Below are 23,307 nucleotides of genomic sequence, written 5' to 3' on the forward strand. Positions count from 1 at the left end.
TACCGTTCGCGACACGGACGACACGACCTGTTCCAGCGAGACGGGCACCATAACGATAGACCCCGTACCGAACGCGCCTGAAAACCCTGTGGTATATATCGAAAACTCAACATGTGAAATGATGGGTTCTGCGAGCATAACGAACTACGACGACACGCTGACCTATACGTTCTCCCCTGCGGGGCCTACGGTAGGAGCCGGCGGTGTGATCTCCGGCTTCCTATTAGATACTGCCTATTCGGTCACTGTAAAGGATTTAAAAAGTGGATGTGAGTCGGGTGAGTCAATATTCAGTGTAGGTTCATGGCAGGAAATGAGCTGTAGTATCGTACAAGATCAGCTTACCACGGATCATCTAACAATGGATGGGGTGGCAACGGCAACACCTTTTGGGGGTATGGCACCGTTCACCTATTTATGGGACAACGGGGAGACCACTCAAACGGCCACCAAATTGACCTATGGGATGCATTCCGTTACCATTACAGATGCCAACGGTTGCGAAACGATGTGTCAAATAGATATTGCCAAGGAACTCTATTGTTGGATAAACCTGATACAGCATGTAACAGAGTATGGCGGTAAAGACGGTGCCGCACGTGTAAGCGGTAACGGAGGATACAGGCCCTTTACCTTCCGGTGGGATGACGGGTCTACGGAAGCGACCAACCGCTCGTTAACGGCAGGTATACATACTGTGACCATTACCGATGCCACGGGGGCGACTTCCGAATGTACTATTACTATAATGGAGCCTACCGGAAGTGCATGTGATAAATTTACAAGTGAGGTGGAACAAGATAAGCTTACTACTGACCATTTGACAAAGGACGGGGGGGCAACGGTAACGCCTTATGGCGGTACTGCGCCCTATACCTACTATTGGGACAATGGTGAGACCACCCAAACGGCCACCACTTTGACCTATGGCATGCATTGGGTGAAGGTTACGGACGCCAATGGTTGTGAATCCGTGTCGTATATAGATATAGCCAAGGAACTTTATTGTTGGGTGAACCTGATACAAAATGTTACAGAGTATGGCGGTAAAGACGGTGCCGCACGTGTAAGCGGTAACGGAGGATACAGGCCCTTTACATTTAAATGGGATGACGGATCTACGGAAGCGACCAACCGCTCGTTAACGGCCGGGATACATTATGTGACAATCACGGATGCCACGGGGGCGACCTCGCAATGCAGTATTACCATAACCCAACCGGGACCAGAGGTTTGTGATGGTGTAGATAATGATGGAGATGGAAAAGTGGACGAAGGGTTCGATTCCGATATGGACGGAATCGCCGATTGTTTCGATGAGTGCGATAATAGATTGGACTCTGACCAAGACGGTGTACCCGATTGTTTAGATATATGTCCAAATGGAGATGATTCCAAGGATTCCGATGGTGATGGAGTGCCCGATACCTGTGATGTGGAAGAGTGCGATGGTCTCGATAATGATGGCGATGGTAAAGTAGATGAAGGATTCGATGCCGATATGGACGGGATTGCCGACTGTTTTGATGAGTGCGATAATAATTTAGATACTGATCAGGATGGTGTGCCGGATTGTTTGGACAAATGTCCAGGATTGGATGATAACTTGGATACAGATGGAGACGGTACCCCCGATTGTATGGACGATTGTGACGATACCGTTGACACAGACGGTGACGGTATTGTCGATTGTCAGGATGACGAAATCAATTCGCCCTGTCCAGATAGCGTAGATGCCAACGGCGTCTCTTTGGATACGGATGGAGATGGCGTAGTGGATTGTTTGGATGTATGTCTAGGTTTTGATGATAGCTTGGATACCGATGGAGACGGAACTCCGGATGGATGCGATGTTGAAGAATGCGACGGTGTCGACAATGACGGTGATGGTGACATCGATGAAGACGTATTATTGCCAACGGTTGAGTTTGTTTCCTTTGACGAAGTAAGTATAGATGAAGGAATTCAGTATAACCTTTCTGGAGGCAGCCCTGAAGGGGGTGTATATAGTGGACCTGGAGTAACGGATAACGAAGACGGCACTTACAATTTTGACCCATCGTTAGCCGGCATAGGGGAACATACGCTAACCTATACCTATGTTAGCGAGAATGGTTGTTCCAATTCCGCAACGGATGTAGTTAAGGTATTAGAAGCTGTTTCTTTCACCGTACTTATCAATGAATTCCAGCCAAATCCACCTGGTACGGATCCATCTGAACAGTCTATTGAACTCAAAGGTCCTGCTGGTCAATCCTTTACTGGATGGATAGTAATTTTGGATTCTGATTCGGCCAATTCTGGCCAGGTTAATGATGTGGAGCAAGTTACAGGCACTTTTGACGCAAATGGACTTTTAACAGTTTCAATTCCGGATATAGAGAACCCGAGCTTTACCATAATGATTACGGATAACTATCAAGATGGTATCAACGATTTTGATAGTAATGATGATGGTGTTTTGGATACCGGCATTTCCAATCTCGGCAATATCATGGATGCCATTGGTATTCCTGATGAATCAAGTGATGAGAACTTCTTGTTTGGTACTCAATTGGGAGGTGCTGACTTTAAATTTACAGGGGATGAACCGGTTCTGGTATTTAGGGATAGCAATACGGATGCCTGGTATGCAATAAATGATCATACAATAGAAATCGCTTATGATATAGATGCAAATCCTTATGCGTTTAGTTCATTTAGTGGAAATTTGCAAGCACCTACTTTTGGAATGGCAAATCCATACCTTGTTACAACGGCACGTACCTTTCAAATGGAAGTATGGCCAAATCCTACGGTTGAAATTTTAAACTTGGAAGTTCCTAAGAACTCTGGAATAGTAAGATTTGATCTTTATGATATTTCTGGAAAATTGGTGAAGAGTGTTCCCGGGACTTCTTGGAACCTTATGCAAATAGATGTAAGAAATTTAGAAACGGGTGTTTATATCATTAGAGCAAATGGTGGCAACTCCGGCGCTATGATTAAAAAATTCATTAAAAGATAGATACTTACATTAATCAAGTAAAAGGCCCTAAAGCAATCATCTTTAGGGCTTTTTTGCTATTGTATTTTTTCCATATCCGTAACAGTTCCATGCTTTCAATGTTACAATTTTAACATTTTATTACCATTCATCCGATAAATCATACAGTTCATAAGCTGGAAACGTGTAAATACCTTATTAACCAGTACCTTACATAGGTATAGAATTCAGTTGGAACATTAACTGGTTTTTGTAACCCCACAATACAAAGAACCAAACTACTTCCTATGGTCATTGTAACCAATCACCAAAGGAAAAATGAAAAACCACCAAAAAAGAAGGAACTTTCTTAAAGGTTCCATCATGGCATCAACTGGTGCCGTGCTTTTGCATACGACCGATTTATTCGCAAAGGAACCATTTTCTTCCCCTTCAATTTCTAAGACAGATATACGTACCAAGCTCTTTGGTAAGCAAGTGGAAATTTCCGGGCGGGTTTTCGATGGTTCGGGAAAGAATCCCCTTCAAAATGTGAAGATTGAATTCTGGCACCTTTCCCCCAATTCGGAAAAAATAGGGCACAAGGGCTCATTGTTAACGGATACTCAGGGAAGGTATATTTTAAAGTCCGATTATCCATCCAAAGAAATGGGTAAGCATACTACCATCCACTTTAGGGTCTCAAGGGAAAATAAGGAATTGGTCACGGAACTAAAATTTTCAGATTTTGGGGCGTACATCACCGATAAACATTGGGAGTCCCATCAAAATTTGGAAGACAATCTACTTTTTCCACAACTGGAAAAATCACTGTATAAAACAAAAATCAATTTCAATATTTCAATCAACCAATAAATTAAATAATTATGGAAGGATATTTAGCACAAATAATTTTATTCGCCGGTAATTTTGCACCTAGAAACTGGGCTTTTTGTAACGGACAATTGTTGCCCATTTCAAGCAATCAAGCACTTTTTTCTCTTATAGGGACTTTCTATGGAGGTGACGGTAGAACCACTTTTGCATTACCTGATTTAAGAGGGCGGGTGCCTGTTTCTTCAGGAACGGGACCAGGTCTCTCCAATTATAATTTAGGTGACAAACAAGGTTCAGAGACTAATACATTAAATATTAACCAGTTACCGTCGCATAATCACGGAGTAAAATTACCGGCTAAATCTGAGGCGGACACTGATAATCCTGTAGGTAATTTTATTGCAGGGGCTGGATTTAATGGATTTGGTACCTCTTCGGATGTCGAGATGGCTGCGCTTCCCCAAAATAATGTAGGGGGTAATCAATCGGTAAACAATATTCAACCGACTTTGGCTTTGAATTATATAATTTGCTTGCAAGGTATATTTCCTTCTAGGTCTTAAGACAGTTCAAAACCAACCAATCACAAACCTGTTATTATGAAAAAAATTCTACTCTATTACCTTTTTAGTCTTACGTTTTTCTGGTCTTTTGGACAAACCGCTCTAGGACCAGGTGACATAGCATTTGTTGGTGTAAACACGGATGGTGCTAATAATACGGAGGATAGTTTTGCCTTTATATTATTAAAGGATATCGATGCCGCCACCCAAATTATTTTTACGGACCGTGGCTGGAATGATGGTGCAGGTTTCTTCGATGCGATTGGTGACGGTGAATTTACGTGGACTTCTGGGTCTGCCCGAAGTGCAGGAGAGGTCATCACCTTGAATTTTTCGAATCTTACTCCTATTGCCGCGGCGTTTACCTATTTAGGAGATCAGTTATTCGCCATACAAGGAAGTATTTCAACGCCCACTTTTATTGCGGGAATGCAACTGAACGATACCCCAACAAGCAATGATGCAAATTGGGACGGTGCGGCAACGGATAACCAGACCTCGGCCTTACCAGATGCCCTGACTACGGGTGATACTGCCGTGAGGTTCACTCCTGAAGCTGATAATTGGCAGTTTAGTTGTAGCATAGCGGGTTGCCCCTTGTCCGGTACCCCTGAACAGATTAGGGCCATAGTGCATAACCTGGCCAATTGGATAAGTAATGATAATACAGTGTATCCCGGTACGGTGGATGCTAGTTTGGGTACGCCAACAATAGGAACAATTGATAATATGCCACCGGTGATAACGTGCCCTGCCGACCAAACATTGATGGTGGATGCCAATTGCAATACTCTCGTGCCAGATTACACAAGCATGGTCACGGCAACCGATGATGTTACGGCATCACCTACCATTACGCAAAGCCCTCCTGCGGGATCTACATTCAACGGAACGGGCAACACCGTAATTACCTTTACCGCAACCGATGAAGCAGGTAATTCGTCTACTTGTAACATGCGTCTTTCCCTTGAGGACAATAAAGCTCCCTCTCCTATATGTATCAATGGTCTAAAGGTGGAATTGGATGCTACAACAGGACTTGGGACAATTTTCGCTTCGGATTTTATTGCGTCACCAACAGTTGATGCTTGTGGTCCCGTAACCTATTCAATATCTCGTGGCGGTTCAGACATAAAGTCACCAAGCCTGACCCTAAATTGTGATGATGAAGAATCGATTCTAGTAAGGGTATGGGCAGAAGATGTAAATGGTAATAGCGATTATTGTGAGACATATATTCAAGTTGACAAAAGCCAGTTTAATTGTCCGGATGTAAGCCCCCCAGTCATTACATGTCCGCCAGATGTTACTGTTGAATATGGTGCTTCCACTAGTTTTGTCGACACCGGAAGTGCAACCGCCAACGATGATACGGACGCTAATCCTATTGTCACGTTTTCAGATTCTTTTATTGCAGCTTGTGGTTCAACAGGTACCATTACTAGAACTTGGACTGCAACAGATGAATCTGGAAAAAGTAGTAACTGTAAACAGACCATTACTATAGTAGATAAGATGCCTCCAGGTACGACCACTCCGCCAGCTGATGTAATAGTACAATGCGAAAAGGATATTCCGCTATCGGCAGAATTATATGTTCTGGATACCAGTGGTCATAATCCAAATGGCCCTGTCTCTTGTAATTATTCTTTTCCTTTGGTAGTGCAGGGCATAAAGATTGCAGATGTATGTGTTAGTTATATAACATATAATGGTGGGGGATTTAGGTTAGATATAAAATATTTTGATGAGAGTTTGATTCCATCAAATGATGCCACTGATGTTTTGGCCAAGTTGATAAGAGACAATGTTACCGCAATGGGCCTATCGAACGGAGGTTACGGTTGGGGACCTGAGGTTGTAGAGGTAAACGGTAGTGATGGTTGGTTTGAAGATGCTTTTGTGCAATCAGCGGCGAATAAATGTGGTATAGTAGGGAATGCAGATATTGAGGCCGATCTCCTTTCAGGTGCTCAAAGCTGTATCCTTGCTAATTTATTTTCACCTGATTATTTTGATTCATTTGCAGGTGTAGATGCTCTTAATATTTATGATTTAAATGGAATAATACCAGGTATTTCAATAGTTGGAATACCAAATGACAAATTTTTGGAAGGAGAAACCCCTGATACTTACAAAATTTTGAGAACATGGACTTTTACAGATGCTTGCGGTAACGATAGTTCTGTTTCCCAGACTATTACGGTAAATTCACCCCCAACCGTAGAGATTATCGGAAACGATAGCTATTGCCACGATGGTAACGGCGTGGTGCTGGATGCCGGGGCGGGCTTTGCCAGCTATCTTTGGTCACCAGGCGGGCAGACCACGCAGACCATTACGGCTCTTGAGGGAAGCTATACGGTAACGGTGACCAACCAAGAAGGTTGTTCAACGACCTCAGAGGTATTTGTGGTTACCCAGAGTGAGCTTTTGACCTGTAGCATTGTCCAAGATGAGCTAACTACAGACCACCTTACCAAGGACGGTGTGGCAACTGTAACGCCTTATGGCGGTATGGCACCATTCACCTATTTATGGGACAATGGTGAGACGACGCAAACGGCGACCATGTTAACCTATGGCATGCACAGTGTAACGGTGACGGACTCCAACGGATGCGAGACCAGTTGCCAGATAGATATAGCCAAGGAGCTCTACTGTTGGATCAACCTGGTCCAGAACGTGAGCGTGCGTGGCGGCAACGATGGCGCTGCCCGTGTAAATGGCAACGGAGGCTTTAGGCCCTTCACCTATTTATGGGACGATGGTTCTACAGCACAATTGAATAGTAAGCTGGGCGCAGGCATCCATTATGTGACCATTACGGATGCCATTGGGGCCACCTCACGGTGTAGCATTACCATCTCGGAACCTACGGGCGGGGATTGCGATTCCTTCTTAAGCTCTGTAGAACAGGACAAGCTTACAACGGACCACCTTACCCAAGACGGTGTGGCAACAGTGTATCCCAAAGGGGGAACGGCACCGTTCACCTATCTATGGGAAAATGGAGAGACCACGCAGACTGCGACGAGGTTGACCTATGGGCTCCGCACCGTTACGGTGACGGATGTGAACGGCTGTGAGACCGTTAACCAGATAGACATCGCCAAGGAACTGTACTGCTGGATCAACCGCAACGGGAACGTTAGCGTACACGGTGGCAATGATGGTTCGGCCACGGTACATGGCAATGGTGGTTATAGACCGTTTACCTTCAGGTGGGACGATGGTACTACCAGTCAGTTGAATACTAACTTAAATGCTGGCACGCACTACGTAACCATCACGGACGCCAAGGGGGCGACCTCCCGATGCAGTATCACCGTTACGGAACCCGGTCAAGAAATATGCGACGGAGTGGACAATGACGGTGATGGTGAGATAGACGAGGGCTTCGATGAAGATGGCGATGGTATTGCAGATTGTTATGATAAATGCCCGAACGGCGATGATACCGTGGACCAGGATGGTGATGGCATACCTGATGCATGTGATGATGAAGTATGTATTAAATCAGAAATGCCTCAGACAGCCTGTTACGAAACCGCTATCTGGAATACAGACAATTGCCGCTGGGATATTATAGGGAAGCAACCTGAAAAGCCCAAAACGGAGTGTTTTGAAACGGCTAGTTGGAACCCGAATACCTGTAGTTGGGATATTACAGGCGAACAGCCGGAAATGCCTCCAGTTTCTTGTTATGAGACGGCAAATTGGAATCCTAACAGTTGTACTTGGGATATTACGGGCGAACGACCTGAAATGCCCAAAACCGAATGTGATGAAACGGCTGTATGGGATTTTAACTCTTGTAGTTGGGTTATTGTGAACGAAAGACCCAAGATGCCCGAAACTGCCTGTTATGAGAATGCTGTTTGGAATGCGGATACCTGTAGCTGGGATATTGAAGGCGAACAGCCCGAACAGCCTCAGACGGCCTGTTACGAAACTGCTACTTGGAACCCAGATACCTGTAGTTGGGATGTTGAAGGTGAGCAGCCTTTAGAACCTCAGACAGAATGTTATGAAACGGCAACATGGAATCCGAACACTTGCACTTGGGATGTTGAAGGTAGTCAACCGGAAGAACCACAGATGGAATGTTACGAGACTGCCACATGGAACTCTGACACTTGTAGCTGGGATATAGAAGGCGAACAACCAGGAATGCCGGAAACCCTGTGCTATGAAACCGCAATATGGAACCAGGATACCTGTGAATGGGACATTGTTCAAGATGATGATAAAAGTTGCGCTGGAGGTTCTATTGATGAATGCGAAACCGCATTTGCCAGGTCCTCGGATGAAAACGTACGAACTTGTTTCTTGGATATACCCAATATCAATGGTAATAGATGGGGGTGGACCAATGAGTTCCCGTCGATAGATGGCGTCTATGAAATGGACCTGTACGCAGCTGCCGGGCAATGCGATATCAGTAAGGGAGCCCTTGTCGGAAGTGTTCAAGTGGTCTATTCCGGTGGTAGCGTAAGCGTTACCGTATCCACATTGGGCGGTTATAAGATGACGGAGGCCCAGCTGTATGTGGGCAGCAACGCAATACCTGCCAAACCGAACAACGGTAATTTAACGGTGGCACCAGGGGATTATCCATATGAGGACAATATCAGCGGAGACTTTGTAACCCATACCTTTTCAGACGTAAGTGCGGGGGATATGGACAGCTTCCACGTAATACTTCACGCCGAGGTATGTCCTGTGGAGGATGTGTCCAAATATCAGGCACCAACCTTGGAACTATCCGGATATCCAATTCCATTTAAGGAGGATTTTACCCTTGTGGTGATTTCCCCTAGGGAAATGAAAAGCGAGTTGTCCCTTTATGATGGAATTGGGAAAAGGGTACAGACTTTTGGAAATTATTATCTGAAGAAAGGAAGAAATGAGATTGGACTGAAAACAAACGAATTGCCTGCTGGAATGTATTATATATATGTTACTACCGGTAGCGGCAATCAAATCTTAAAGGTGCTTCGAAAGCCCTAAGGTATTTTGTAAATGGATAAAAGGCCACCTTACTTAAGGTGGCTTTTTGTTTTGAATATTTTTTTCCAAATGGTACAAATTATGTGTAAACCTATAAGGATTTAAAAATGTTCATATGTAACGCATTCAAATCATGAATGTTAAAATTCAAATTTTGGGTTAATAGTTCTATTCACAATAATTCTGTAAGATGAATATTACATTCCCTTTCATCGACCATCCCTTTATTTATGGGCTCTAAGCGGGTTACCGATGAACAAGGTATAATAACGATTATTGTTCGAAGGGATATTCTTTCCCGTTACTTTTATCTCACAAATTAACTATAAAACCAAACTAACCCAATTTCTTTCCTTGTTGAATGCCTATAATCTTACCTCAGAATTTGGGGTATTTTTTACAACAGTAATCCCTTTTTTTGAGAATAATAAAGCTGATGAGAAAATGGTGCTCATCATTTAAAAAGAATAATAGAAAGGAATGCCCAATAGTATGATAGACTTTTTAACCAATTACTTTTACCTGTCCCTGATTGCTGGTTTGGCAGCCTTCTTTTTGTCTTCCAGCATTTATCTATACCCTGTTATCATAAATGTATCCAAATTAAAGGGTTTGATGGATGATCCCGATCATCGGAAAATGCATGCCACCAAAACCCCAAACTTAGGTGGATTGGGAATATTCTTGGCTTTTTCGTTATCCATTATTGTGTTTGGTATTTTGACAGATTTGGTACCCACGGATTTATCCAAACTGCTCGCCATTATGGGTTCATCGATAATCTTGGTCTTTTTGGGCATTAAGGACGATTTGACCGGTATGGCTCCTAAAAAGAAATTGATTGGCCAGTTGATTGCCGTGTTGAACGTGGTTGTACTTACAGATATTAGAATTTTACATTTTGGGGGAATTTTCGGTTTAAACGAGTTACCTTATTTCGCATCCGTCCTATTTTCCATTTTTGTATTCATGTTGGTCATCAATGCATTTAACCTAGTGGACGGTATAGATGGGCTTGCAGGTTCGCTTTCCATATTGGGAAGCATCACCTTTGGTGTGCTTTTTTCCTTAAAGGGCAATTTTTTGATGACTTTGGTAGCTACAATATTTGTGGGCTCCGTTCTTGGTTTTTTAAAATATAACTTATCCAGGGACAAGAAGATCTTTATGGGGGATTGCGGGTCATTGTTAACGGGCTTTCTTTTGGCTTATCAAGGCATTTATTTTCTAAACTTGAATACAGAAATAGGAACAACAAATAACTATATGAACTCGCCTGTTATTTTGTTGGCCATTCTTTCATATCCATTATTCGATTTATTGCGTGTATTTTCTATTCGGATTCGGGAGGGGAGAAGTCCCTTTAGTGCTGATTCCAATCATATTCATCACCGGCTTTTACGTTTAGGGATGTCTCATAAAATGGCAACTTTTACCTTGGTAATGGCTAATTCCTTGGTCATTGCTTTTGCCTTTTTAACGATGCATTTAAATATCCATATACACTTGGTTGTTTCGGTTTTGTTCGGTGCAGCTATTTATTTACTGCCATTTTTAAAAGTTTTTAAAATCAAAACGAAAGTACAATCTGCTTCCCTTAACCATGAGGTGGCATCCGTATATGGCAACAATACCATGGATGTTTTCAAAATGAAAGATTCGGCCAAAGCCGACCAAAATAAAGGCTTCAAGTCGGCTTTATTTGAGAATGACACTAGTCTAGCTACTAAAACCAATGGAAATGGGAAAGAATTCCTAAAAGACAGAACCAAGAACTTTAATGTTATAAAGGGAAAACTAAAGTATAAGAAGGACAAGGCTTTAGACAAGGACGGTGTCCTGTAAGAATAGGTTGTACCGAGGCAAGATCATCTTAAATAACCGCTAAGAATTGTATCATATAAGGTCAATTTTAAAATTCAGGAGTTGGAAAAATCCATAGAACTTACCAAAGTAGACAATCAAAAAGGAAGCAGCTATAGACAGATAATGAAAGCGACTTCTATCTTTGGGGGTGTCCAGGTCTTCAATATTATCATTTCCATATTACGGTCCAAGATTATGGCAGTCCTTTTAGGTCCTGCGGGTGTGGGTATACTGGGTTTACTCAATACTACGATTCTATTGATCAGTTCATTGACGAATTTTGGTTTAGGAATAAGCGGCGTAAAGGACATAGCCACGGCAAAGGATTCCAATGATGGTTCTCGCTTGGCAAAAACAATGGCGGTACTTAACCGACTAATTTGGATTACAGGTGTTTTAGGTTCATTGATTACCTTGTTTGGGGCAAAGTGGCTTAGCGAGGTGGCTTTTGGAAATTCTGAATATACCCTTGCCTTTGTTTGGCTATCAATTACGGTCCTACTAAAGCAATTGGCCAGTGGGCATTTTGTATTGCTTCAAGGGCTGAGAAGACTCAAGGATTTGGCAAAGGCCAATATGGTAGGTTCCGGCATAGGGCTTTTATTGTCCATACCTTTTTATTACTACTTGGGATTGGAGGGTATAGTTCCTGGATTGGTCATTACGGCTTTGGCAACTTTCCTTGTAGCCCTTTATTTTGGGAATAAGATTAAAAAACAATCCGTACCTCTAAGTATCAGGGAATTGAAATGGGAAGGAAAAGGTATGATGACCATGGGTTTCATGCTCAGTCTCAGTGGTATAATGGTTTTGGGGGAATCATATGCTTTAAGGGTTTTTATTAATTATTCAGGAGGGGTAGAGCAGGTGGGGCTTTATAATGCGGGAATTGCCTTGATTACCACCTATGTTGGTTTGCTTTTTACGGCGATGGAGACCGACTACTATCCTAGGCTAGCTTCAGTTGCATCAAATAATATCAAAGCGAATGAGCTTATAAACCAACAGACCGAAATAGCATTGTTAATATTGGCACCCGTTTTGGTTGGATTAATGGTCTTTATTGATTGGGTCATTATTATCCTGTATTCCTCAGAATTCTTGGCAGTCAACGTTATGATTTACTGGGCATTTTTGGGTCTCTTTTTCAAAGTTCCTGCGTGGGTGGTTGGGTTTATATTTATAGCTAAAGGTAAGGGTAGACTTTTCTTTTGGAACGAGCTTATTTCAAATTTATACCTGTTGCTATTTAATATCATTGGCTACTACTATTGGGGCCTAACTGGTTTAGGTATTTCTTTTCTGGTATCCTATGTCGTATATCTGGGGCAGGTCTTTTTTATAGCTAGGACCAAATATCAGTTTTCCTTCCAAAAGGGGTTCTCCAAGATTTTTGGTTTGCAATTCGTCTTTGGTCTATTGTGTTTGGTCGGGATAAAGATCCTTGATACTCCATGGATGTATATCTTAGGCAGTGTTCTAATCCTTTTGTCCGGTTATTTTTCATTTGTAGAATTGGATAAACGATTGGGTTTGAAGGAACTCATATTGGGTTTTTTTGGTAAGAAGTAAAAATCGGTACGATAAATTAAGATCGGAATGAACAATTTTAAAAAGCTGGCAATCTTTGGGGTTTTGTTCATACTTATCTATTTGGGCCCTGTCCCCGTAGGTCCAACCACTTTTTCCCAATTTTGGAAGATTCCCCTTTTTCTCTTTTTGATATGGCAGGTATTGATCATTCGCAATCGAAGGAAGCCTAATTTTATAAAATGGTCCTATGCCCGGGCTGGAAAAAACCTGGTGACGGCAAATTTCTCCGTTAGCTATTTTGCGAGCATTATCGATTTTGTGCGCTACATGATGTTTCCACTCATGTTCGAATATGCGCTCATCAAAATCAAGGATTTGAGAAATTTGGACAAAATACTTTTAGGTTTTGCCCAGTTTGTGGTTTTATCGGGCATTCCCTTTATTCTGGGTATTTTAGAAACCAAGGCAAAGGATACGGTAGACTATGAAAGCTTCGGGACCTTTTCAGGAATGTTTCAAAATTCACATGGGGCTGCCATTACCACCACTACCGCGGTTTTGATATTGATCGCTTTTTTGAAGGCAAAATCCAGCATCATTAAGTATACAAAACTGAACTACGCCATAACCATATTCGGCATCTATCTTATTTATTTGACTTTTGTAAGAACAGGATACGCCATGCTGGCCATTGGTCTTCTGTTCCTGTTTTTGCCCAAGAAATTTTCCATCAAACAGATTGCAACTGCCACGTTAACAATTGCCATACTGGCCATTGGGTTTTTCTATCTTTTGGAAACCAACGAGACTTTTTACAACCGTATTTTTGATATCCGGAACGGTAAACAGACCGCTGCAGGGTCTGGCCGACTCATTTTTTGGCAAACTGCAGTAGAATTATGGTACAGCGGTAACCTTTTTGAAATGCTCTTTGGTTTTGGTTTCGACGCCTTGGTTGACAAGATAAAGGAAGCTACTGGCATCAGGGTATATGCCCATAACGAGATATTCACCCAATTAGGTCAGAATGGGATTCTGGGTATCGTCTTTTTTCTTGGATATCTTGTTTCCCTCTTTAAATTTATTTGGAAAAGAAAAAATAGACCCTCATATCGGTTGGCGCTGTCCGTATATTTTTTGTATTTATCCTTGATGCTGACTCAAGGGGGAATGTGGTTTGAGCTCGATGTCTTCATGGTACTGGTTTATGTAAAATTGGAGTTTGAGGACATGATGTTCAAAAAAGTGAATGTCCTTAGGAAAAAAAGAAACATTGAAGAAGCACTTACCTTGGCCGATGCCCGTTGAAAACCTTTAGAATTTATTGACCGCTCATGGCAAAAATCCTTGTAACGTTACCGCATTTAAGTTCCCCGGGAGGAGTCAGTTCCTTTTGGAATGCCCTTTTGCCCGAGTTTGGAGGAAGAAAGGAATTTGAAATAATTCCCTTGGAAATAGGAGGGCACGGCAAAAACCCGTTTGGTCCGCTAGTGGATCAATGGAAGCTTTTGAAATCGGTTAATAAGGTTGATTTGTGCGTACTAAACCCTTCCTTAGGCGCACGCAGTTTTTTTAGGGATGGATTGTTCGCAAAACAGTTGGCCTTAAGGAAAAGGAAGTTTGCCATCTTTTTTCATGGATGGGATGAGGATTTTGAACAAATGGTAACGAAGCGTTATATCCCATTATTTAAGGGAACCTTTGCAAAGGCCGAACAGATTTTTGTGCTTTCAAAGGACTTTGAATCCAAACTCCGGGAATGGGGTTATACAGGTGTGGTCACTGTTGCCACCACAACCATTGAAGGTAGTCTCATCCAAGATTTTTCTATTTCGGAAAAAATGAACAATTTAAGAAGTACGGATAAAATGAGACTGCTTTTTATGTCGAGACTGGTAAGGGAGAAAGGTATTTACGAAACTATAGATGCTTTTAGAAAACTAAAAAAGTCGGTCCCAAATTTGGAACTTCTGATTGCAGGTGACGGTAAAGAAATGGATAGGGTGGTCAATGAAACCCAGAACGATGCTGATATTGAAATTCTAGGACATCTAACGGGAAGTAGAAAAAGGGAAGTATTCATAAATTCACATGTGTATTGTTTGCCTAGCTATACGGAAGGTCTCCCTACATCCATATTGGAAGCCATGGCTTTTGGAATGCCCGTTATTACGACACCCGTGGGCGGGTTAAAATATTTTTTCAAGGATAAGGAGATGGGATATTTTGTAGATCTGAAAGAAGAGGAAGATATGGCCGCTCGGTTAAAGGATTTGATTTTGGATAGGGAAAAGATGGTCCATATGGGCAATTATAATCACGACTTTGCCCTAAGTAACTTAACGGCTAACAAAGTTGCGGAGCGTTTGGCAAATTCCTTTGCCAGTATGATAGCGCGTTCTTAATTCCATCATATACCAATGAAAGAAAATAGGAATTTGGATAATATTAAAGCGGTTTGCATTTCGGATGATTTGGCAGGTTATGACCCCTACGATATATGGATGACCGGTATTGGTATTCAAATCAAGTCCTTGTTCAATAAAAACAAGTACGTTGGGTTGCTACCAGCAGCGGCTTTAACACTCTATGATCATTTCATAAACAACAATGCCCGTCTGTTTTACAAAAAAAGGGAATACCCCACGGCAAGGGCTATGGCGGCACTTACCCTGTTCAACATTTACAAAATTGAGAAAAAGGATGAATACCTAGAGTTTGGGAAACGGCATGTAGATTGGCTTATTGAACATAGCTGCAAGGGTTACGCCGGACTTTGTTGGGGTTTGGGCTTTAAGTGGGCCGTGGGGGAAGGGTTGGACTACAACGAGAATACCCCTTTCAGTACACATACACCCTACGCCTTGGAAGCAATACACGCCTATATTCAAATAACCAATGATTCAGAATACATTCAGCATATTGAAAGCATATTTACTTTTTATGAAAACGATATAAAGGTTCTTTTTGAGGATTCGGATGAAATGGCTACCTCCTATGGCCCTGCAAAGGACAGACTTGTCACCAATGCGGTTTCCTATACTATGTATGCCTATGCGATTTTTTTGGGCTATTTTCCTGATAAAAAAGAAATTATAAAGAAAAGAATAGGCAAGTTGTACAATTTTATTAAAAACAGTCAGCGAAACGATGGTTCTTGGCTGTATTCCCCTGAAGATAAAAATTCCTTTATTGATTGTTTCCACAGCTGTTTCGTACTAAAGAATATCTACAAGACCCATAAAATTCTACCCTTAAAAGACGCCCAGAAAACCATGGCGATGGGCTATGATTATTTAAAACTAAATTTTTACGATTCCAAGGACGGGCTTTTCAAAAGATTCAGCCTGAGCAATAAGCCCTCCATTATAAAATACGATTTATACGATAATGCGGAGTTCTTACATTTCGCGGTTCTTTTTGGAGACCACGATTTTGCCAAAAAATTGGCAACTTCAATAGGCGTGAAATTTCGGAAAGGGGATGATATTTATTCGGTCATTGACACGTTCAATTTCCGTAAAAACAAAAACACCTTACGGTGGGCAAAAATGCCCTATTTATATGCACTTTCGGCACTTGAGCTAGATTATCATGGATAGGATTGGGCGTCGATTTACCTCATTTGGTAGAATATATAGGCCGTTCATCTATCGGGATGCATTTCTGTGTGACCTTCAATTTTTATCCACCATCAGTTTGTCCATGGCTTAAGGTGTTTAATCGTGTTTTTATGTTAGTGCCAATGCGAAGGACTTACTTTGTCAATGGTAAAATTTTCAACAGAAAGAATAATAAACTAGCCATATGTGCGGAATTTTAGGATCGGTAAACATACCATTCTCGGAGGATATCCTTGATTTGATAGCACATAGGGGCCCCGACGATTTTGGTATCGAAAGGTTCGATGTTGGCGAGCATAGTGTACATTTTGGACATCGCAGGCTCTCCATAGTCGATTTGAGCCCCGCAGGTCACCAACCTATGGTTTCCCCTTGCGGAAATTATGTACTGGTTTTTAACGGTGAAATCTACAATCATCAAGAATTAAGACAACGATTACCCAAGGATTTGGAATTTAAGGGGCATTCGGATAGCGAAACCCTGTTGTATTATCTCATTCATTTTGGACAACAAGGCATTGCAGACCTTAATGGGATTTTTGGCTTTGCCTTTGCGGATAAGGTCAAAAAGCAAATAATTTTAGCTCGGGATCCTTTTGGTGTAAAGCCTCTGTATTATTCTCAGAGTGACAAAGGACTTGTTTTTTCATCCGAAATTAGACCAATACGCGCCCTTCACAATGATGGTAAACTTGATGGACAGGCACTGGCCAGTCTATTGAGATTAAGATATAATGCGGCACCTCGAACACTTTTTACGAATATTCAAAAAGTTCCTGCAGGGCATTTCATTACTTGGGATGTTTCCAATACCGATATTGCACATGAATCACGTTTTTATGCCTTCCAATTGCCAAAAACTAGTAAGGGCAGTAAAAGGGAATTGATTGATAATTATGGAGCAAACCTTGAGGCGGCCGTAAAAAGACAATTGCTATCCGATGTTGAAGTAGGGGTATTGCTAAGCGGGGGCATAGATAGTGCCTTGATCGCGGCCCTGGCAAAAAAGCATTATCAGGGCACCTTAAAGGCCTTTACCATTGGTTTTGAAGGAGAATTTGATGAGGACGAAATAGCGGACGCCAAGGAAACTGCAGATCTTCTTGGCCTGGAACATCATGTTGAAAAAATATCATTCCACGATTTTCTAGGATTGATAAAGGAGTGCTCCCGCATCGTGGAGGAACCCTTGGCAACCACTTCCATGATTCCTATGTACTATTTGGCCAAATTGGCCTCCTCACATGTAAAGGTCGTATTGACCGGGCAAGGTGCCGATGAGCCTTTGGGAGGCTATACCCGGTATCGCTCTGAAATCATTAGAGAACATTTGCCTTCCCCGATAAGGTCTGTGTTGAAACCTACATTTCAATTCTTGGGAACCAAGAACGATCAATGGATCAGAGGCGCAAAAACTATGGAAATTTCGATTGAAATGGAACGGTTTTTATCAGTCTATGAGATTTTCGACAAGGAAGAAATAGCACGATTGATAGGTGAGGATGATCATCTCAGTGAAGGTTTGATAGGTCATTTTTATGATAAGTTGGACTGTAAATCCCGTATACATCCTGCTGAAAAATTGATGGCTTTGGACACCCGACTCAACCTGTCCGACGACCTATTGAACTATACGGATAAAATAACGATGAATTTTGCGTTGGAATGCAGGGTTCCCATGTTGGATTTAGAATTGGTTCGCTTCATGGAGTCACTTCCATTGGAACGGAAAGTCAACTACAGGGAGGGAAAACTGATCCATAAGGCATTTGCGGAAAAATTGTTGCCCAAAAAGATTATAAATAGGAAGAAAAAAGGTTTCCAGTCACCAACCAATACATGGTTTAGGGAAGAAATGGACATCTTGAAAGGGCTGTTGCTGGATCCAACATCTTCGTTCGCAAAGGTTTTTAATTTAAAATATGTAGACCAAATTTTAAATGCTCATGCCTCTGGTTACAACAAAGAGAAACAGATTTTTCTTTTGTTGGGCATTTATTATTGGTTTGATTCTAATGACACTAACTGAAAAAAATATGGTTTGGGAAATGTTGAACGGGGTCAAGACCGCTGTTCCCAATTCACGCGAAGAACTACTGGAATATGTTTTTGAAAACAAAAATATCCTGGTTGCCGTAAATGCCGAAAAAATCCATCATGCCACGGACCTTTCAAAGGAAATTATCAACAGGAATGTGGGGTATCCTGATGGCGTAGGTGCTGTTTGGGCCCTCAATAGAAAGGGACATAAAAATGTCCAGAAAATTCCGGGATGTGAGCTCTGGTTGGATATTGTTGCAAAATATCATGACACCAAATCTTTTTTCCTTATGGGAGGTGAAGATGCTGTTATCAATAAAACGGTAGAACTTTTAAAGTTGCAATTTCCAAACATAAATCTAGTTGGATATCGCAATGGTTTTCTGAAGGACCAAAAAGATAAGGAAGACCTATTGGAAGAGATTGCATTAAAACGCCCCGATGTGGTTTTTGTGGCCATGGGCAGTCCAAGGCAGGAACTATTGATGGAAGAAATGGCAAAACTACATCCTGCCGTATATCAGGGTTTGGGAGGTAGTTTTGATGTTTTTACGGGTAAGGTAAATAGAGCACCACAATGGTGGATTAAAAATGGTCTTGAAGGCGTTTACAGGACCATGAAAGAACCCAAGAAGCGCGTCATGAGAGATATAAGGGTATTGCCATTTTTTATGAAATTGATATTGAACCAGTTATGATACATCTTGCAAAAGCATCCGATTTTAAGACTTGGAACAGTTTCCTAGAAGATGAGAAGGAGCACCAGCTTGTTACCATTGCACACAATCCTTCCTTGGGACGCATTTTAGCCAAGACCTTTGGTTATAAGGACGAGAATATGTTTATCATGAAGGATGAACAAATTATTGGTGTCCTGCCCGCAATGAAGGTTGGTAAGAAACTAGTATCCATGCCCCATTTTTCCTATGGTGGTCCTATTATTTGCTCTAAGACAAAAGAAAACTTGGAAGTTTCACAACTTTTTAATGAGACTAGTTTTGAAGTAAGGGGGCTACATAAGGTAACGGATAATTTTTATGCAAATAAGATACTGTCCAAAGTAAAACTGAAGAATTGCCCAGAGGAACAGTTCATGACCATATCATCATCGGCAAGAAGAAAGATAAGACAGGCAAGAAAAAGAAACTTTCGGGTAGTTCACGGAGGTGCGGAGCTAGTGGATGATTTCTATAAAGTATATTCCAAAAGAATGTTCCAAAAAGGGTCGCCCCCCTTGGGAAAGGATTTTTTCAAAAACCTTTTGGAGGATTATGAACATGGTAAAGCCCAGATATCGGCGATTTATGCAAATGAAAATGTTGCTGCTGCCGGTTTCACCCTTTGTTATAAGGATTTTAACGAGCTATGTTGGGTAAGTTCAGATAAGAAATATGACAGGTACAACGTGAACTCCCTCTTATACTGGAATATTATCAAGGATTCCATTGAGAATGGCTATTGTTATTTTTCCATGGGAAGGTCTACGTTGAACAGTACCAATCATAGATTTAAAAAACAATGGAACCCTATAGAACTTCCACTATTTTTTAATCATTCCCATTCCGTTGGCAAATCGATTAAGGAATTTAAAATTTTAACGAAACTCTGGAAGTTACAACCATTTAAAACCTCCATTCTTTTCGGAAAATATATCTCTAAATATGTGTACTAAAGGCGATTGGAAACGAAAAACGTAAAATGATAAATTACCATAAAAATAATATTGATCACAGTGCTGTTTTGGAGGTTTGTTTGGATTCTAATATTTGGAACTCCTTTCTTGAACGCGAAATGGGGCATCAAATGGTTACGATTGCTCACAATCCATGCCTGGGAAAGATATTGGAGAAGACCTTTGGATATACAGCCCTTAATTACGCCATAAAAGAGAATGAACAGATAATCGGGCTTTTTCCAACTGTGAAAATAGGAGGGAAAGTAGTCTCCATGCCGCATTTTTCGTATGGCGGCCCTTTAGTAAAGCATTCCCTAAATAGAGAGATTTTTATTGAAAATATAGTACCTCAAGGAAAGTTTGAGATTCGGTCATTTGAAAGACTGACCCAACATGTGTACGATAAAAAAATAAGTTGTGTTCTTAAGCTCTACCCAACCGCCGAAGAACAGATAATGTCCTTCAAGTCAAAATTACGGCAAAAGCTTAGAAAATCGGCCAATAAAGGATTTACAAGTAGGGTAGGAGGTCTGGATCTATTGGATGACTTTTATGATCTGTATAGTAATAAGATGTTGAAATTTGGGTCCCCACCTATTGGGAAAGTGTTCTACAGGAACCTTCTGGAACTTTATGAATACGGTAAGGCGGAAATCACCGTTTTGTACGATGGTGTTAAGGTTATCGCAGCGGGTTTTTCCCTGTCCTATTTAAATTTCAACGAAATCTGTTGGTCTGCCACGGATTGTGCCTATGACAAACACAATCTACATGCCCTTATTTGTTGGGAAATGATGAAAGACTCAATAGGGAAGTATGATTACTTTTCCTTTGGTAGGTCAACTAAAGAAAGTAACAACCACAGGTTTAAATTACAATGGAATCCTATAGAGCTCCCTATTTACTATAATTTCTCCGAACCCATTGGAACTTCCATTAAGGACTTAACATTTTTAACCAAAATCTGGAAATTACAGCCTCTAAGAACGTCAGTCTTTTTTGGCCACTACATTTCAAAATACGTTTACTAGATGAAGGAATTGAATATTTTGACATTTGACATAGAAGAATGGTATCATATTTTGGACAACCCCTATACCAAGACGCCTAAGGAATGGGCCAATTTTGAAACGCGCATACATCAAAATATGGAAACTATCCATGAAATCTTGAGTAAAGGAAATTTGAGTGCGACCTTTTTTGTGGTAGGTTGGATTGCGGAAAAATTTCCCGAGGTTGTCCGTGAAATTGCATCCAAGGGATATGAAATTGGAAGCCATACCCATTTACATCAGTTGGCTTATGAACAAAACAGGAAGACTTTCACCAAGGATGTAGAAAAATCCATTAAGACTTTGGAGGATTGTACCGGTAAAAAGGTTCGGTCCTTCAGGGCTCCGGGATTTTCCATTACGGAAAGCAATAAATGGGCCTTTGAAGTACTCTATGAATTGGGTATCACGGTCGATTCTTCCGTATTTGCCGCCAAAAGGGGGCACGGGGGACTATCGGAATATGGAACAAGCAAACCTTCCCTTTTACGGTACAACGGGGCGGAGTTAAAGGAGTTTCCCATAAACACCCATCCTTTTCTTGGTCGACAACTTATTTTTTCCGGTGGTGGATATTTTCGGTTGTTTCCTTACCGATTCATTAAACACTTTAGTAAGAAATCGGATTACGTAATGACATATTTCCATCCCAGGGACTTTGATTATGGACAACCTATGCTGCAGGGTCTTTCGTCTTTCAGAAAATTTAAGTCGTATGTCGGCCTTAAAAATTGCAAGTCAAAATTGGAGCGATGGATTCAAGACTTTGAATTCGTGGATTTGGATACGGCTATTAAACAAATCGATTGGGCGGAGGTTGACGCTGTGGAATTGGAAGCAGCGGAACACAAGTGCGTTTCCCTTTTGTCCACAAGAACCTAAAATAACTACATCCATCCTGAAGAAATTTGAAAATGAAAAAGATTACCATAATTGCAGGTGCAAGACCCAATTTTATGAAAATTGCACCTATCATACATGCCATAAGGGAAGCCCAGGACCAAGGAGCGAAAATCGACTATAGGCTGGTACATACCGGCCAACACTACGATGAAAAAATGTCCGGTAGTTTTTTTGAGCAACTTCAAATTCCTAAACCCCATGTAAACCTAGCCGCTGGTGGAGGTACACAAGCGGAACAGACCGCAGCAATCATGCTTAAGTTCGAAAAGGAACTCATGGCAAATCCGGCAAATTTGGTTTTAGTAGTGGGTGATGTAACCTCCACCATGGCCTGTGCTATTGTGGCACAGAAACTTCATACAAAAGTAGCCCATGTAGAAGCTGGGATAAGGTCTCACGATTGGAGCATGCCAGAGGAAATAAATAGGCTGGTTACGGATGCCATAACCAATTTCTTTTTCACTACATCTGAATTGGCAAACCAAAACCTTTTGGCGAACGGTGTAAAGCCCCAAAATATATTTTATGTGGGCAACACTATGATTGATACCTTATTGAAACAACGTCCACGTTTTAGAAGACCTGCTTTCTGGGAAAACTTGGGTTTAAAGGAGCAAAGTTATATGGTCATGACCTTACATAGGCCGGGCAATGTTGATGAGGAGGAGAACCTTAAAATACTTATCAATGAGATCATTCTCCATTCTGCTCCCTATGACTTGGTCTTTCCTGTCCATCCCAGAACTGCAAAGGTGCTGGAGAGGCTCAATATTGGCGACAAACGACTTCATTTTGTAGAGCCACTGGGGTATCTGGAATTCAACTACCTAGTGGAACGCGCCAAGGCAGTTATTACGGACTCCGGCGGGATTACGGAAGAGACCACGGTCATGGGCATACCATGCATGACACTTAGGGATAATACGGAACGACCGGAAACGATTACCATGGGTACCAATGAACTTTTGGGAACAGATCCAAAGGCCATTCGCCCGGCCATGGAAAAGTTACTTTCCGGAAATTGGAAATCTGGTGGTATTCCACCTCTTTGGGATGGTGCCACTTCCCCCCGTATTATCGAGAAAATATTGGGATTGAACGAATTATAAATACAGGGCCGACAATTATCCTTAGCTTCGATCTTTACAGAAGTTGGCGAAATCTTTTGTTGAATTCTGAATTTAAATTCTTTTGAACGGTGTCTTTAAATAAACAGTGTTTAAAATTTTGAAAGAAT

15 protein-coding genes are annotated in these 23,307 nt (G+C 41.5%); all 15 read left to right on the forward strand.

Annotated elements, in window-relative coordinates:
* Positions 1 to 3,007, forward strand: a 3,007-nt coding sequence (locus DZC72_RS09275; protein WP_125222664.1) for a T9SS type A sorting domain-containing protein, incomplete at its 5' end; no start/stop codon positions are given.
* Positions 3,008 to 3,349: 342 nt separating this feature from the next.
* Entirely contained in the window at positions 3,350 to 3,841 is a 492-nt protein-coding gene (locus DZC72_RS09280; RefSeq protein ID WP_125222665.1) for a peptidase associated/transthyretin-like domain-containing protein, read from the forward strand.
* 11 nt (positions 3,842 to 3,852) lie between these two features.
* Positions 3,853 to 4,365: a phage tail protein gene (locus DZC72_RS09285; RefSeq protein WP_125222666.1), complete on the forward strand. Its 513-nt coding sequence runs from the start codon at positions 3,853 to 3,855 to the stop codon at positions 4,363 to 4,365.
* 36 nt (positions 4,366 to 4,401) lie between these two features.
* Positions 4,402 to 9,378, forward strand: coding sequence for an HYR domain-containing protein (locus DZC72_RS09290; protein WP_125222667.1), 4,977 nt, complete (start codon positions 4,402 to 4,404; stop codon positions 9,376 to 9,378).
* A gap of 492 nt (positions 9,379 to 9,870) precedes the next feature.
* Positions 9,871 to 11,223 (forward strand): MraY family glycosyltransferase, encoded by a 1,353-nt coding sequence (locus DZC72_RS09295; RefSeq protein WP_165869303.1) that lies wholly within the window; start codon positions 9,871 to 9,873, stop codon positions 11,221 to 11,223.
* An 81-nt stretch (positions 11,224 to 11,304) separates the two neighbouring features.
* A complete protein-coding gene (locus DZC72_RS09300; RefSeq protein ID WP_207891740.1) occupies positions 11,305 to 12,816 on the forward strand; it encodes an O-antigen translocase in 1,512 nt (503 codons plus the stop codon).
* A gap of 27 nt (positions 12,817 to 12,843) precedes the next feature.
* Positions 12,844 to 14,085 (forward strand): O-antigen ligase family protein, encoded by a 1,242-nt coding sequence (locus DZC72_RS09305; RefSeq protein ID WP_125222669.1) that lies wholly within the window; start codon positions 12,844 to 12,846, stop codon positions 14,083 to 14,085.
* A gap of 26 nt (positions 14,086 to 14,111) precedes the next feature.
* A complete protein-coding gene (locus DZC72_RS09310; RefSeq protein WP_125222670.1) occupies positions 14,112 to 15,182 on the forward strand; it encodes a glycosyltransferase family 4 protein in 1,071 nt (356 codons plus the stop codon).
* Between the two features lie 15 nt (positions 15,183 to 15,197).
* The gene (locus DZC72_RS09315) at positions 15,198 to 16,379 is read left to right on the forward strand and encodes a hypothetical protein (protein WP_125222671.1); all 1,182 of its coding nucleotides are present in this window, start codon (positions 15,198 to 15,200) and stop codon (positions 16,377 to 16,379) included.
* 205 nt (positions 16,380 to 16,584) lie between these two features.
* On the forward strand, positions 16,585 to 18,429 hold the full coding sequence (asnB, locus tag DZC72_RS09320) for an asparagine synthase (glutamine-hydrolyzing) (RefSeq protein ID WP_125222672.1): 1,845 nt from the start codon (positions 16,585 to 16,587) through the stop codon (positions 18,427 to 18,429).
* Positions 18,416 to 19,138: a WecB/TagA/CpsF family glycosyltransferase gene (locus DZC72_RS09325; protein WP_243641708.1), complete on the forward strand. Its 723-nt coding sequence runs from the start codon at positions 18,416 to 18,418 to the stop codon at positions 19,136 to 19,138. Before asnB ends, DZC72_RS09325 begins: the two co-directional genes overlap by 14 nt.
* Positions 19,135 to 20,112, forward strand: coding sequence for a GNAT family N-acetyltransferase (locus tag DZC72_RS09330; protein ID WP_125222673.1), 978 nt, complete (start codon positions 19,135 to 19,137; stop codon positions 20,110 to 20,112). The genes DZC72_RS09325 and DZC72_RS09330 overlap by 4 nt, the downstream gene beginning before the upstream one ends.
* A gap of 26 nt (positions 20,113 to 20,138) precedes the next feature.
* The gene (locus DZC72_RS09335; RefSeq protein WP_125222674.1) at positions 20,139 to 21,146 is read left to right on the forward strand and encodes a GNAT family N-acetyltransferase; all 1,008 of its coding nucleotides are present in this window, start codon (positions 20,139 to 20,141) and stop codon (positions 21,144 to 21,146) included.
* A complete protein-coding gene (locus DZC72_RS09340) occupies positions 21,147 to 22,049 on the forward strand; it encodes a polysaccharide deacetylase family protein (RefSeq protein ID WP_243641709.1) in 903 nt (300 codons plus the stop codon). It abuts the gene before it with no gap.
* A gap of 32 nt (positions 22,050 to 22,081) precedes the next feature.
* A complete protein-coding gene (gene wecB / locus DZC72_RS09345) occupies positions 22,082 to 23,179 on the forward strand; it encodes a non-hydrolyzing UDP-N-acetylglucosamine 2-epimerase (protein WP_125222675.1) in 1,098 nt (365 codons plus the stop codon).
* The last annotated feature ends 128 nt before the right edge of the window (positions 23,180 to 23,307 follow it).

This window comes from Maribacter algicola (assembly GCF_003933245.1).
Taxonomy (GTDB): Bacteria; Bacteroidota; Bacteroidia; order Flavobacteriales; family Flavobacteriaceae; genus Maribacter; species Maribacter algicola.